Genomic DNA, 13,763 nt, shown 5'->3' with positions numbered 1-13,763 from the left:
GCGCTCTTCCTGTGCCAGAAAAACTGAAATTCAGCACCAAAATAAACCAGCGGCAAAGCGGAAGTCACGCAAAATCACGATCTTTGCTAAAAACCCGGACAGCTCAGGAGAGGGCGGATACCCGGAAGCGCCCCATCAGACGCTGCAGCTTGCTGCTGGTGTTGCGGGCGGTGTCCGAGGCCTGGGAGAGATGGACAACCGACTGGCGCACCTGGGTGGTGCTGCCGCGCACCTGGGAAATATTGGCGGCGTGGCCCTCACTGCGGGCGGAGATGCGGCGGATGGCTTCCAGCATCTCTTCGATGACATCATAGAGGCTGCTGTTATCCGCTGCAGCTTCTTCGGCCAGGCTCAGCCCGCGATCCACTTCACTGACGCCATTGTGCATGATCCCCACCGCCTGCTGGGTCTGGGCGCGCACGCTGGTCAGCATGGCGCTGATCTCCTTGGTGGCGTCGGTGGTGCGTTCGGCCAGCTTGCTGACTTCCTGGGCCACCACGGCGAAGCCTCGTCCGTACTGACCGGCACGGGCGGCCTCAATGGAGGCGTTCAGGGCCAGAAGGTTGGTCTGGCTGGCGATATCGTTGATGACATCGGCGATACCGGCGATCTCCTCCGTGCGCTGGTCAACTTCCTGAATACTGCGCGAAGAGCTGTGTATGGCATCGCGGATGCGCTGGGTCTCCCGGCGTACCTGCTGGAACTGACTCTGGGCGTTGGCAATGACGCTGTCCATCTCCGCGCGCATCTGACCTGCGGTCACAGCAGCGCTGCTGGTTTCGCTCATCTGACTGTCCAGCTCCTGCAGCATGTTTTCTATGGCGGTTTCCATCTGACGGGTAGCGCTATCCACAAAGCGGTTCTGATCAATCATCTCGTCGTTGGCGTGGCGTGCTTCATGGGTGAAGCGAACCACCTGGTGGATCGTGCTGTCCAGGTTGTCAATGAAGCTGTTGATCCAGCGAGCCATTTCGCCGGTCTCATCGCCGCTGAGGTAGCGCTGGTCGAGCCGCAGGGAGAGATTTCCGCCTCCTTCGGCAATGGTGCGGATGACATCATTCATGGCTCGCATGCGCCCGACGATGCGGTTGACTCCCAGGCGGTAGAAGAGCCAGGCGCTGCCGAGGAAGAGGGTGGCGTTGGCCATGTGAATAAGCGGAGCGGCCAGGCCGATGCCAAAGGTGAAGAAGAGATTCAGAGCGCCCATGCCGGTGATGATAACCAGGAACATGCGCATGAGCAGATAATTGATGGAGCGGCGGCGGTAGACCTCCTCCAGGTCTGCTTCGCACATCATGCCCCAGGTGTCCAGGGATCCGGGCAGCTGGAAGGTGACGCCCTTGCCGATAACGGGAATATGGCGATAGTCGGAGTAGCCGGGGTATTTGATGTAGAGGTTCTGACCATTTCTGATGGTCTCGCGCACACCGGGGTGCAGCTGACCGGTGGCAGGGTCCGTGAACGTGATTTCAAACTCGGTGTGGTTGTGGATTTTGATAACGCCATAACCGGAGTCAATACCCTCCTTCAGGTTCTCGCCATGGGAGAAGGTGCTGTCCTCAAAGCGCGAGCGGGAGAGGGCGGTGCCGACGGGAATGCGGGAGTCGAAAACCGGTTTTACCATGAAGATATAATTGTCGCCGGATTCAGGATAGATGTGCCCGGCTTCGCGCTGAATCAGGTCGCTGACCACGTCATTGGGCACCCTGGCGCAGAGCACACCCAGGGTCTGGCCACTGCTGTCGCAGATAGGCTGGTGGAACATCAGGGTAACCGCATCGTGGAATGACGAAGTGGTAGGGCCGATGCGTTCGGTGTCCGGATCAACATAGGGGCCATGGAGGAAGGGCTGACGCAGGCCCACGGCCAGGGCCTGTTCGCTGAAGGTGCGCTTTCCTTTGCGCCAGGGTAGAGTCGATGCCAGGATCATGCCTGCCGGGTCGACCACGAAGAGCTCCGCGATCTCCAGCAGCCGCGAGCGGCGTGCTTCGATGATGCTCCCTGTCTGAGAGAAATCCTCTCCCAGCTGGTCTGCCAGATGGCGCAGATATTCCCACTTCTGCTGTGTCCAGTCCTGCAGCAGGGTGGTGCGGGTCTGGGCAATGCCCTCGAAGGTTTCTTCCACCGCATGGTATGAATGACGATTCAGCAGGCACGACCAGCCCATTGCCAGTTTACCGGTACGGCCCGTCCAGGGGAGCCAGCGTCGTTCGCTGGCGGTCAGGGACATCGCGTCGCTTGTGAGTAACATGGAAACACCTCGCCTCGTTTCTTGTGAGGCCTCCTGCTTTAGCAAGGAGCCCGCCAGAAACCGGAAGTGTCCGCAATATCACATTCCCCCCTGGAATGTCAGGGATATGACGGGAATTCACTGCGTAAAAAGGTGGCAAAATGCAGGAGGGGCGCAGCTGGTGCCAAAAGAGCGGGCATTTGAGAAAAAACGATCTTGGTGATTTCTGTCATTAACCAGACAAGCCTATTTGCGATTTGCGTTTGGTGGCTGCTGAGTCGAAGGTGTTTCCAGTATCACGCCCATGCTGCGCACGCTCCTGATATGATGGTGGCCTATTTTTTTGCGCAGCCGCAAGAGCAGGTTCTTCAGGGCGGCTTCGCTCATCTCCTCGTCACCATACACAACGCTTTCGATCATCCGCTGTGACACAAGACTCCCGCGTTTTTTCAGCAGCAGCTCCAGCAGGCAGCTCTCCTTGCTGGTCAAGGAGATGGTGGAACCCTTGACCAGCAGGTTCTTCTTCAGGGCGCTGTAACTCACATTATCATCAATGCGCACAAAGAGTTCGCCGTTTTCTTCCAGCTTCTCCACGCAGGCGACCAGTGCCTGACGCAGCTTGGAGAGGTCGATGGGTTTGAGGAGGTAGTCGACGAAGTTGAGTTTGACGGCCTGCAGCAGATCCTCGGTTTCAGCATAACCACTGGTGATGAATATGGGCGTGCGGGAGTCGAGTCTGCGTATTTCTTTGGCAAGGGTAAGGCCACCCATGACCGGCATCTTCAGATCGGTAATGACGATGTGAATGGGTTCGCGTTCGAATATTTCCAGGGCGCTTTTGCCATTGTCAGCCACGTGAAGGTGCGCGAAGTATCGTGTCAGGAGTTTGGCCGTCTCTTCGCGCAGCAGCGGCTCATCTTCGACGTACAGAGCGTTGAGGTTCTTGACAACTTCGAGGGGGGTCATCGGGGTGGGCTCCATCTGCAGAATAGCTTCACGTACAGGAGCTTAGCGCAAAACCAGTCGGGTGTGAATAGAAAAATGTTATCTTTGATACTTTCCTGATACTTTTATCGTTTACAATGATTTTGCAGCTCAGGTTGTGGGGAGTCCGTGTGGCTGCGTGGCCATTTTCAAGCTATGTTTTATTTCGGGAGGTTTGTTCCATGGGGGAGAAAATTATTATTGACCCCGTCACACGCATTGAGGGGCATCTGCGCGTCGAGACGGTCATGGAAGGCCGACGGGTCAAATCAGCCCGCTGCAGTGGCGACATGTTCCGAGGCATTGAAAAGGCCCTCAAGGGGTTTGACGCCCGGGTAGCCCAGCATATCACCCAGCGCACCTGCGGGGTTTGCCCGTACGCCCACGCGGAAGCTTCGGCCCTGGCCCTGGAGAGTGCCATGGGCATCCGGCCCAATGTCAATGGTCAGCTGCTGCGCAATCTCACCGTCGGAGTTTACCAGATTAAGGATCACCTGCTGCATTTTTATACCCTGTGCGCCCTGGATTTTATTGATATCACCGCCGTACTGGAATACCGGGGCAATGATCAGGCGCTGCTGCAGGTGAAGTCGTGGGTTCAGCATGAACTCGCCAATAACAAGGTATTTCCGGCGGCGCCTTTTCTGCCCCGTTACGAAGCAACCTACTGTTCCGACCATGAAGTAAATATTTCCGGAATAAAAGGCTACCTTGATGCCATCGAAATCATGGCCCAACTGCACAAGATGGTGGCCATCTTCGGTGCCAAAGCGCCCCATCCGGTGGCCATTGAGGCGGGTGGCGTGACCACCATGCCAACGGTGGACCGCCTCGCCCACTTCGGCACTCTGCTCAGCCACTGCACAGATTTTGTGCGCAATCGCTACGGCAATGATGTCCTGGCAGTGGCTAAGGCCTTTCCCGCTTACTTCAAGGAAGGCAAAGGCTACGGGAATACCCTCTCGGCCCCCTATCTGCCCGACGGCAATGGCGAGAATTTCTTCTTCGCCGGTGGCGTCACCATCGGAGGAAGCTATCGCCCCCTGGATCTGGGGAAAATTACCGAGGACCACTCCTACGCTTACTACCACAATGGTTCCAGCCCCCTGCTGCGCCCGCTGCAGACTGATACCCTGCGCCCTCTGAGCGCCCGTGACTTTGAAGTCGAGCAGGGGAAGGTCGATGGCAAGTACAGCTGGAACCGTGCGCCGCGCTATGATGGTCATGCCATGGAGGTGGGCCCGGCAGCCCGGGTGGTCAACACCTACCGCAGCGGTTCCAATCCGGAGCTGACCGCCATGGTCAACCGCCTGAATCGTGAACTGGGTATTACCATTGACGACTACCCCTCCGTTATGGGTCGCCACCTGAGTCGCTATATTCTGGCGGAGCTCACCCTGCGGCACATGGAGCGACAGCTGGCGGAAGTGCGTCCCGATGTGCTTGGCTTCACCCACCACCCGGTGCCGGTGAATGCGCGAGGGGTCGGCATCACCGAAGCGACTCGCGGTGCCCTGGCTCACTGGATTGAAACCGACGGCAAGGGTGTGATTCGCAACTACGAGATGGTGGTTCCCACCACCTGGAATATGTCTCCCCGCGATGGCCGTGGTAATCCCGGTGCCGTGGAGAAGATGCTGGAAGGTACCGAGGTGGCCGATGCCGCCAATCCCATGGAGCTGGCGCGCATTGTGCGCTCAACAGACCCCTGTATCGGCTGTTCGGTACATTGAAGGAGGACGCATGTTTACTGAGATTTCCAGGGATATCGACCGGCGCCAGGCCCTGAAGCGGATTTTTGCAGCCATTACGGCCGTGGGCGCGTCGTCATTCCTTTCGTTTGAGGATCTGCTGGCGGCTGACGCCAGCCCCCGGAAACCGGTCAATATTCTGTGGCTGCACGGAAGCTCCTGTACCGGCTGCTCGTGCGCCCTGCTGGACATCGAAAAGGTGCCGGTGCTGGATGTTCTCACCCGCTTTGCCCATATCGTCTTCCACCATGACCTCTCCCTGGCCACTGGCGATCAGGTCATCGCCATCAAGGAGAAGCTGCTGGCTTCGGAAGAGCCTTTTGTGCTGGTACTGGAGGGTTCCATCCCCGTGAGCATGCCCCATACCTGCATGGTGGGGCACCGCACCATGGATTCCTGGATGGAGCGCATTCTGCCAAAGGCTACGGCCTGTATCGCGGCAGGAACTTGCGCCAGCTTCGGCGGTATTACCAAAATGCCCGGTATGGACACAGGTTGCATGGGACTTTTGCAGTACTCCAGTTTCAAAGGGTATACCACGCCGTTGATCACCCTGCCCGGTTGCCCCATGAAGCCCGAACACCTGCTCTATGCCCTGCTCTACTTTACCGCCCATGGGCGACCACCCGCGAGTGATCGCTATGGACGTCCCCGCCATATGTTCGGACGCACGGTTCACGACCGCTGTGTGAACTACGCTGACTTTCAGGAAAACTACTTTGCCCGCAGGATCGGCGAGGATGGCTGTCTGCTGAAGCTTGGCTGTCAGGGAATGGTGACCCGCAGCGACTGCGTGGTACAGGGTTACAATAATAATACCAATACCTGCATACGTGCCGGACACCCCTGTATCGGATGCTCCGGGGAGAGCTTTCCGCGGCGGGTGATGTTCCACAGTTATGATGACAGTCGCGATATCATTCCAAGGAGGCCCTGACCATGCATGCTGCAGAGGATCGTGTCTCGTTTTTCCACTCCCTGATCTTCCGGTCCATCGCCTACCTGATTATCAGTGCCTTTATCCTGTTTCTGATCTCCTTTTTCCTCTATCAGGGCTGGCAGGAGCGCCTGATTCAGCAGCGCCTGGTGGAACATGGCAACAGCTACATGGAGATGCTGGTGGCCAACACGGCCGACTCCATTGCCAAGGGGCAGCGCAACTCCTTTCAGAACGTGATAGACAGTTTCACCCAGGTCAACGAGGTGGATGAAGTGGCCATGTACGGGCGCAACTACGGTCTCATGAACTATGTCTCCAACCAGGTGACCGTCGGCATCCCTTTTGTGCAGCACAACGGAACCTTTGTGAACCCCAACGAGCAGCTGTATCGCGAAAGCCGCGGCATGTACCACCGCAAGGACTGGCATATGGTGGACATGGAGGAGACGGAGCAGGGCCTTGCCCACGTGCGGATAACCCAGGCGGCGGGGCAGAGCTGCGTGGACTGCCACATCGCCATCAATCCCGATATCCGGTTCGATAACGGTTTTGCCCATGCTCTGGACAATGGCCGTTCGCACTTCTACTACCGCATGGAGGTCACCCGTGACTGTATCTCCTGCCATACCAACTGGCGTGAGGGAGAGACGGCGTCCTACCTGCGCATCTCCCTGAATAATCACGCCATGGACGAGCAGCGACGGGAGAATACCCTGGGAATCCTCTTTGTTATGGCATCGGTACTGGTTCCCCTGCTGATCATCGTGATTCTCATCATGCGCCTGATGATTTACCGGCCCCTTTCAAGGGCCCTGCGCTTCGCCCAGGGCGTGGCGGCCGGGAACCGTTCCCATCAGCTGGACGCCAGGGAGAAAAACGAAATCGGTCAGCTGGGGCGCGCCCTCAACAAGATGATGGACAATATCAACGATGCCGTGCGCGATGCCGCCCGGCAGGTGGGCAGTGTCAGCGAGCGGGTCAGTGATATTTCAGGCCAGCTGTTTGCCCATATCGAGCAGGCCAGCCGCGGTGCTCAGCAGCAGAGCGAGAAAACCCAGAAGACGGCCCACGCCATGGATGTCATGAGCTCCACCATGGTGGAAGTGGCCCAGAAGACCTCCGAAACCCATGAAGCGGCGGAGTCGGCCAAACACAAGGCGGCCGAAGGTTCCGAAGCGGTGCGTCAGGTGGTGCAGTCCATCAACCATGCCCGCACGCAGTCCCTGAGCCTCAAGGAGAACATGGGTATTCTGGCCCGTCAGGCCGAAGATATCGGGCAGATCATGAACCTGATTCGCGACATCGCCGATCAGACCAACCTGCTGGCGCTGAATGCCGCCATTGAAGCGGCCCGGGCCGGCGAGTCGGGACGGGGATTTTCGGTGGTGGCCGATGAGGTGCGCAAGCTGGCCGAGAAGACCATGGAGGCCACAAAGAATGTTACCCAGGCTGTGGAAGCCATTCAGCGCGGCGCCCGGGATAATATGGAAAATGTCGATCAGACCACCAGCGTTATCGGCGAAGCCACCGAGAGGGCGAACCAGTCCGGCGAGTCCCTGCAGGAGATCGTGACCCTGGTGCAGTCGGCCACGGATCAGATTCGCCTGATTGCCCGAGCCATGGAGGAGCAGTCCGCCACCAGTGAGGAAATTAACAGTTCCATTGACGATATTCGTCGCATATCTCTGGAAACCAGCCAGTCCATGGAGCACTCCTACCACGATGTGGAAGAGCTGGCCGCCCAGGCAGATCAGCTGCAGAAAACCATCGAGAAAATGCGTCAGGGGGATGTGGAGGATGGCGGCAGGCATCTGCCGCGCCTGGCGGAAGGACGGCAGCGGTAGTCTTCCGGGCTGCTGGTCAGTGGCTTTCGTGCAGGTAGAGTGACGAATAGATGCCCGACGTACGGATCAGCTCAGAGTGGCTGCCCTGCTGGGCAATGCGTCCATCTTCGAAGACGATAATGCGTTCGGCCTGACGCACCGCGCTGAGTCGATGGGCGACGATGATGGTGGTGCGCCCTTTGAGGTATTCGGCCAGGGCTTTATGCAGTGCCCGTTCGGTGTCGATATCCAGCGCTGAAGTGGCTTCGTCCAGGATGACGACGCGCGGATCCTGCAGGATCATGCGGGCGATGGCCAGGCGCTGGCGCTGGCCACCGGAGAGCTTGAGCCCCTGGCGGCCGACGATGGTCTCCAGCTGGTCGGGAAGCTGCATGATGGTATCCCTGAGCTGGGCGATGCGCAGGGCTTCCCACAACTGTTCATCACTGGCTTCGCGCCCGAGGGTGATGTTCATGCGTACGCTGTCATGGAACATGGGCGGATGCTGCAGCACCGTGGCTATGTGATTGCGCAGCGTCTCATAGCCAATCTCTTCCACCGGCACGCCATCAAAGAGAATGCGCCCCTGCTGAGGCCGGTGAAATCCCACCAACAGCTGGATCAGGGTGGTTTTTCCGCCACCGCTGGCCCCCACAAAGGCCACCTTTTCTCCGGCAGCGATTTCCATATTGATATTTCTCAGTACCGGCTCGTCGTCCCGATAGCCGAAGGTTACCCCTTCCAGGGAAAGAGCCGTGGAAAGCTTCCCCGCGAAGGGATTCTGGCGCGGAGGGTATATGGGCTCTTCTTCCAGATCGAGGGTGCGATTGATGCGTTCCAGGGCGCCATTGGCGGCCTGGTAGCCGTACTGAATACTGAGCACATCCTGCACCGGACCCATGATGAACCACAGGTAGTTGAAGACGGCGAACATCTGGCCGATGGAGAGATCGGAAAACACTACCGTCAGCATGGCCATGGCGCGGAAGATATCGAAACCGAACATGAAAATGAGAAAAGAGAAGCGGCTGGCCGCCTCGCTCTTCCAGGCATAGGCGTCGGCATGGCCGCGAATAGCACCGGCATAGAGGCGCAGGCGGTCAAAAAATGCCTGCTCGCGGCCCGAAGCCCGCACCTGGGCGAAGGCGTCCAGGGTTTCGCTGAGGGACTGCTGGAAGACTTCGACCGCCTGGTTCTCCTGGCGCTTCAGGTGCTTGACCTGCCGCCCTACCTTGATGGTGAAGTAGACCACCACCGGGTTGAAACAGATGAGGAAGAGGGCCAGCTGCCAGTGGATGAAGAAGAGTATGACCCCCGCACCGGCAATGCTCAGCACCGAGATGAGCAGCTTGGCTACGGAGCTGCCCAGAAACTGATCCAGGGTATCGACATCGTTGACCAGATAGGCGTTCATGGATCCCGAGCCGATGGATTCGTAGCGGGCCATGGTCACCCGTTGCAGGCGGCTGAGCAGGGCGCTGCGCAGCTCAAAGGTGACGTCCTTGGCGATACGGGTGAACTGACGCATCTGCCAGATGCCGAGTCCGGCGGAGAGGGTTCGCAGGCTGAGGGTGATGAGCAGAATGAGCAGCACCGTTGCCACGGCACCATGCCACGCTGTGGGCAGCAGCCACTGTGAGAAGCCGACCAGGGTGCCGGGTTGCGCCAGCAGTACTTCGTCCACCAGCAGGGGGATGAGTAAGGGGACGGGGATGCTGACCAGAGCCGCCAGCAGAGCGATGGCATTTGCCATGATAAGGTGTCGGCGGTGGACGAGAACCCTGGCGGTAATGTCACGCCAGGAATAGGGCTTAACAGTCCCCGAGGGTTTTGCGGTATCGGCGCGGGTTTCCCCCGTCATGGTGTCGCTCCCGTGTCTGCCGGGTTCTGGGAATCCACGATCAGAAAACGCGAATCCAGGGAGCGTTCCAGAATGGCGCGGACAACGGGCCACTCCAGGCCGCCACTGCCACAGCCCGGACGGGGCAGCACCACCTGGGGCCATTGATGCTGGTCGGTCAGTTCCACCAGTTCGCGGGTGGATCGCTTCAGAATTCCCAGATCCGGCGGTTCCATGGGCCCGTTTTCAATGGGAAAGGCGATGATCTGATGGTCGAGGACAAAGACGTGGTTGCCGTGCTGGCGGATCAGGGCACCCAGCTGAGCGGGAAGATGAGGGAAGCGCTGGCGGGCCTGGGCGGCGCAGCCGCGTGGCATGGAGCAGTGGCCGCGGCGATTGAGTTGGCCACCGGTGGTAATCACAACCGGGCACTGCCCCAGGTAGTCCCACAGATTGCCTGACACCATTCGCATATCAGAGGTCAAACTGCTTGATTTTGCGTTGCAGGGTGCGCAGGCCGATGCCCAGCATGCGAGCCGCCTGGGTACGGTTCCCCTGCACCTTGTTGAGGGTATTGACGATGGCCTCTTTCTCGATCTCCTCCATGGTCATGCCCACGGCGAAGTCGATATGTTCCTCTTCGTCAGGCTCATCGCTGAAGCCTTTCTGATCCGCGTATTCCGAGGGAATATCGCTGGTGGTGAGCACTTCACTGCGATTGAAGATCACCATGTTTTCCAGACAGTTACGCAGCTCGCGCACATTGCCGCGCCAGGGGATATTCTTGAGTATCTCCATGGCCTCGGCGGATATGCCGCGGATGGTGCGGTTATTCTCCTTGGCGAAGGTTTTCAGGAAGTGGTTGACCAGCAGGGGTATGTCTGACTTGCGTTCCCGCAAAGGGGGAACATGGATCACCACGACCTTGAGGCGGTAGTAGAGATCCTCCCGGAAGTGGCCCTTGCGGACTTCTTTCTCCAGGTCGCGGTTGGTGGCGGCGATGATGCGCACGTCGATGGGGATATTGCCGGCGCCGCCGACACGCATGATTTCACGGTTTTCCAGGACACGCAACAGTTTCACCTGCACGGCGAGGCTGATTTCACCGATTTCGTCCAGAAAGAGGGTACCGCCGTTGGCCAGTTCAAATTTTCCCTTGGACTGTTTCATGGCACCGGTGAAGGATCCCTTCTCATGACCAAAGAGTTCACTCTCCAGCAGACTTTCAGAAAAAGCCGAGCAGTTGATGGCCACATAGGGCTTTTCCCAGCGTTCCGAGCACTCGTGGATGGTCTGGGCAATCAGCTCCTTGCCGGTTCCCGACTCTCCCAGCAGCAGTACCGATGCCCGGGTGGAGGATACGGTGGTGATTTTTTCGAAGATTTCCTGCATGGGTTTGCTCTGGCCGATCAGCAGAGGAAAGGTGTTGTTCTCTCCGAGGATGGAGCGCCCTGGCCCAGCGGGTGGGGCTGAAATGGTGGTGGCCTTCTCCCAGGCCTGGGCGACCAGGGCGCGCAGCTCCGAGAGGTTGACGGGCTTTGCCACATAGTCAAAGGCGCCGTGCTTCATGGCCTCAACGGCGGTCTCCACGGAACCGTAGGCGGTGATGAGGATGATTTCGCTGCTTGCCTGAAGGCCCTTGACAAAGGGCACCAGATCCAGGCCGCTGCCATCGGGCAGGTTCAGGTCCGTGACCACCACGGGGTGCTTGTGCTGACGAAAAAGGCGCTGCGCCTCGGAGAAAGTTTCCGCTTTGTGGGTCTGATATCCTTTTTTCTCCAGGGCCCGGCTGATGGATTCCAGGGAGGCGCGCTGATCGTCAACTACCAGGATGGGGGGTGTCCCGTCGCTCATGTGGGTATATCCGGTAAAGTAATGGTGACTGTAGTGCCCCGGCCAAGGATACTCCGTATCTCCAGGGATCCGCCGTGGGCTTCCACAATATTTTTGGCAATAGGCAATCCTAACCCAGTTCCCTCTTTTTTAGTAGAGTAAAACAAATCATACACCTTTTCGCGATCCTTGGGGGAGATGCCCGGGCCGTTGTCGTCGATGACGATCACGTGGTGACGCTTGCGGTTTATGGAGTGGGCTATGGTTATGATGCCGCCGGATCTTTTTTCCAAGGCCTCTATGCTGTTTTTGATGATATTGGTGAGTACCTGGCGTATCTGGTTGCGGTCCATGGAAATGGTGTCACTGCGGCTACTGGTTTTTTCCAGGACGAGCTGGATGTTTTTTTCCATGCAGGTCTTGCGGAAAAGCTCCACCACCGCGCCCATGGTTTTGGTGATGCTCTCATGGCGCAGCCTGGGCGAGTGCATGCGTGAGTAGATGAGGAAGTCATTGAGCAGTTCGTTCAGGCGCTGCACTTCATCGGAGATAACATGGCAGGTGCCCATGGCTTCATCACGGTCAATGGTTTCTTCGCGCAGATCCTCTTCCAGCAGCTGAATATTGAGGTTGATGGCGTTGAGGGGGTTCTTGATCTCATGGGCCAGACTGCCGGAAATACTGCCGATGTAGGCTAGCTTCTCGTTGGCGCTGACGCGCTTCTGCAGCTCTCGCAGCCGATTGATCTGGTTGACCATGTAGAGAAAGAGGGCGATGACGGCACCGAGGATGACCAGGAAGACGATGGAGTGCTTGCGCATCAGACCCTGGATTTCCGAGGTGAGCGAATCGCGGATCAGCGCGCTGGAAACGCCAAGTCGCAGAACGCCGACCCGGCTGGTGTCGTAGAAGATGGGGATGGCGATATCAAAGCCGTCAGCGGTGAATTCGGCTGTTTCCAGCAGGCCTGACTGGATCAGCGGGCGATCGGCGGCAGCGGCATTCAGGGAGACGGCATCGTTGAGGATGATTCCCTCGCGGTGACGGTCTGTGTGCAGGACGACCAGGCCATTGGTCTCCATGACCATAACGTAGATGATCTCCTGATTGCGGGAGCGGATATCCTCCATGAGCTGGTGCAGAGCCCGATAGTCGGTCTGGCTGGTATTGAGGCGGCGGATATCGTAGGAACTCATGATGTCTTCAATTTTCGACTGAACCCGGTAGGCGTGCACTTTGGACTCGCTGAGCTTGTTGTCCACGCTCTTTTCGGCAATGATTCCCACGATGAACTGCAGCGAGAGCCACACCGTGGCCAGAATGACCAGAGTGAAGAGAATATAGAAGACAATCAGGTTGACTTTGAGATTTTTGTCCATGGCTCAACTCGCGGCGAATGTACTGATAAGCGAGCGCACCTGAGCGCTGTCGGTGCAGGAATTCAGCGCCTGGCGGAATTCGCTGCTGCCCGGTGTGCCCTTGCTGTACCAGGAGCCGTGTTTGCGCATGAGAATATGGGCCCGCTCCGGCATATACTGACACAGAAGGTCAAGATGGCGCAGCAGAATTTCTCTGATCTGCCTGGGTGTGGGCTCGCAGGTGGCCTGGCCGCGAACCTGCGAAAGTATTTCACGGAAGATCCACGGGCGGGTATAGCCCTCACGGGCGATCATGGCTCCATCGGCCCGGCTCTGTTCCATGGCCAGACAGGCGCTTGGGTAGTCAGTGATATCGCCGTTGATGATCAGGGGAATGTGCAGCAGAGATTTGATGGGAGCCACCTCGTGCCAGCGTGCCTGCCCACCGAAGCCATCACTGCGGGTGCGGGCGTGTACCGTGAGCATGGACGCGCCGGCCTGCTGAACCTGCAGGGCCAGTTCTGGCAGCAGTTCATCGCCATGGATCAGACCCAGTCGCGTTTTCACCGTGATATCCGCACAGGCTCCCGCTGCCGCGACCATCTGGCTGACGATCTCCCCCGCCAGCTGCGGGTGCTGCATCAGCTCAACACCGGAACCGGAGCGCACGACTTTTTTGACAGGGCAGCCCATGTTGATATCAATCAGCGTGAACCCTTCCTCTGTGCAGATGCGTGCCGACTGGGCCATGGCTGCCGGATTGGCTCCGAACAGCTGAACAAAAGGCCGCAGGCGTTCCTCTGCTCCCACCCGCAGGAATTCGACGGTTTTGGGAATATGGCGGCTGAGGGCTTCTGAGCTGACCATCTCGGTGAAGATGTTGGGACAGCCCTGTTCACGGGCGATGACGCGAAAGGGAATATTGCAGACACCGGCCACCGGAGCCATGAAAAGGGGGGTGTCTATGGTATTGTGGCGCAGTTGCAGGGGGTGAAACATGGGTC

10 protein-coding genes are annotated in these 13,763 nt (G+C 58.4%); 3 read left to right on the top strand and 7 right to left on the bottom strand.

The genetic code is table 11. The features are described 5' to 3' along the window. Positions 1-103: 103 nt before the first annotated feature. Positions 104-2,251, bottom strand: coding sequence for a methyl-accepting chemotaxis protein (locus tag ACZ46I_RS01820; RefSeq protein WP_464281242.1), 2,148 nt, complete (start codon positions 2,249-2,251; stop codon positions 104-106). A 225-nt stretch (positions 2,252-2,476) separates the two neighbouring features. Beyond that, positions 2,477-3,196, bottom strand: a complete 720-nt coding sequence (locus ACZ46I_RS01815) for a response regulator transcription factor (RefSeq protein ID WP_464281241.1) — start codon at positions 3,194-3,196, stop codon at positions 2,477-2,479. A gap of 200 nt (positions 3,197-3,396) precedes the next feature. On the opposite strand from ACZ46I_RS01815, the gene ACZ46I_RS01810 reads away from it, so the two are divergent. From ACZ46I_RS01810 to ACZ46I_RS01800, 3 genes are read left to right on the top strand one after another with little or no spacing between them, the layout of a single operon-like run. Next, positions 3,397-4,947, top strand: a complete 1,551-nt coding sequence (locus ACZ46I_RS01810) for a nickel-dependent hydrogenase large subunit (protein ID WP_464281240.1) — start codon at positions 3,397-3,399, stop codon at positions 4,945-4,947. Positions 4,948-4,957: 10 nt separating this feature from the next. Continuing rightward, positions 4,958-5,902 (top strand): NADH-quinone oxidoreductase subunit B family protein, encoded by a 945-nt coding sequence (locus ACZ46I_RS01805; protein WP_464281239.1) that lies wholly within the window; start codon positions 4,958-4,960, stop codon positions 5,900-5,902. Between the two features lie 2 nt (positions 5,903-5,904). Then, complete coding sequence (locus ACZ46I_RS01800) at positions 5,905-7,749, top strand: methyl-accepting chemotaxis protein (RefSeq protein WP_464281238.1); 1,845 nt, start codon at positions 5,905-5,907, stop codon at positions 7,747-7,749. Between the two features lie 16 nt (positions 7,750-7,765). Here ACZ46I_RS01800 and ACZ46I_RS01795 read toward each other — a convergent pair whose 3' ends face one another. Genes ACZ46I_RS01795 through ACZ46I_RS01775 form a run of 5 tightly spaced genes read right to left on the bottom strand, consistent with a single transcriptional unit; the run spans position 7,766 to position 13,758 of the window. Continuing rightward, complete coding sequence (locus ACZ46I_RS01795) at positions 7,766-9,589, bottom strand: ABC transporter ATP-binding protein (RefSeq protein WP_464281237.1); 1,824 nt, start codon at positions 9,587-9,589, stop codon at positions 7,766-7,768. Continuing rightward, positions 9,586-10,041: a macro domain-containing protein gene (locus ACZ46I_RS01790; RefSeq protein ID WP_464281236.1), complete on the bottom strand. Its 456-nt coding sequence runs from the start codon at positions 10,039-10,041 to the stop codon at positions 9,586-9,588. The genes ACZ46I_RS01795 and ACZ46I_RS01790 overlap by 4 nt, the downstream gene beginning before the upstream one ends. Before the next feature lies 1 nt (position 10,042). Continuing rightward, positions 10,043-11,422, bottom strand: a complete 1,380-nt coding sequence (locus tag ACZ46I_RS01785) for a sigma-54-dependent transcriptional regulator (protein ID WP_464281235.1) — start codon at positions 11,420-11,422, stop codon at positions 10,043-10,045. Further along, complete coding sequence (locus ACZ46I_RS01780) at positions 11,419-12,780, bottom strand: sensor histidine kinase (RefSeq protein WP_226508517.1); 1,362 nt, start codon at positions 12,778-12,780, stop codon at positions 11,419-11,421. Before ACZ46I_RS01780 ends, ACZ46I_RS01785 begins: the two co-directional genes overlap by 4 nt. 3 nt (positions 12,781-12,783) lie before the next feature. After that, a complete protein-coding gene (locus ACZ46I_RS01775) occupies positions 12,784-13,758 on the bottom strand; it encodes a tRNA dihydrouridine synthase (RefSeq protein WP_464281234.1) in 975 nt (324 codons plus the stop codon). Positions 13,759-13,763: the final 5 nt, after the last annotated feature.

It is taken from the genome of Desulfurispirillum alkaliphilum (genome assembly GCF_055378285.1).
The sequence above is the reverse complement of the archived record's forward strand: the minus strand, read 5'-3'. Positions and strand labels throughout refer to the sequence as shown.

Excerpts from the sequence above, each read along its gene's own strand:
- ACZ46I_RS01820 (WP_464281242.1), bottom strand. The coding sequence starts at position 2,251 with ATGTTACTCACAAGCGACGCGATGTCCCTGACCGCCAGCGAACGACGC.
- ACZ46I_RS01815 (WP_464281241.1), bottom strand. The coding sequence starts at position 3,196 with ATGACCCCCCTCGAAGTTGTCAAGAACCTCAACGCTCTGTACGTCGAA.
- ACZ46I_RS01810 (WP_464281240.1), top strand. The coding sequence starts at position 3,397 with ATGGGGGAGAAAATTATTATTGACCCCGTCACACGCATTGAGGGGCAT.
- ACZ46I_RS01805 (WP_464281239.1), top strand. The coding sequence starts at position 4,958 with ATGTTTACTGAGATTTCCAGGGATATCGACCGGCGCCAGGCCCTGAAG.
- ACZ46I_RS01800 (WP_464281238.1), top strand. The coding sequence starts at position 5,905 with ATGCATGCTGCAGAGGATCGTGTCTCGTTTTTCCACTCCCTGATCTTC.
- ACZ46I_RS01795 (WP_464281237.1), bottom strand. The coding sequence starts at position 9,589 with ATGACGGGGGAAACCCGCGCCGATACCGCAAAACCCTCGGGGACTGTT.
- ACZ46I_RS01790 (WP_464281236.1), bottom strand. The coding sequence starts at position 10,041 with ATGCGAATGGTGTCAGGCAATCTGTGGGACTACCTGGGGCAGTGCCCG.
- ACZ46I_RS01785 (WP_464281235.1), bottom strand. The coding sequence starts at position 11,422 with ATGAGCGACGGGACACCCCCCATCCTGGTAGTTGACGATCAGCGCGCC.
- ACZ46I_RS01780 (WP_226508517.1), bottom strand. The coding sequence starts at position 12,780 with ATGGACAAAAATCTCAAAGTCAACCTGATTGTCTTCTATATTCTCTTC.
- ACZ46I_RS01775 (WP_464281234.1), bottom strand. The coding sequence starts at position 13,758 with ATGTTTCACCCCCTGCAACTGCGCCACAATACCATAGACACCCCCCTT.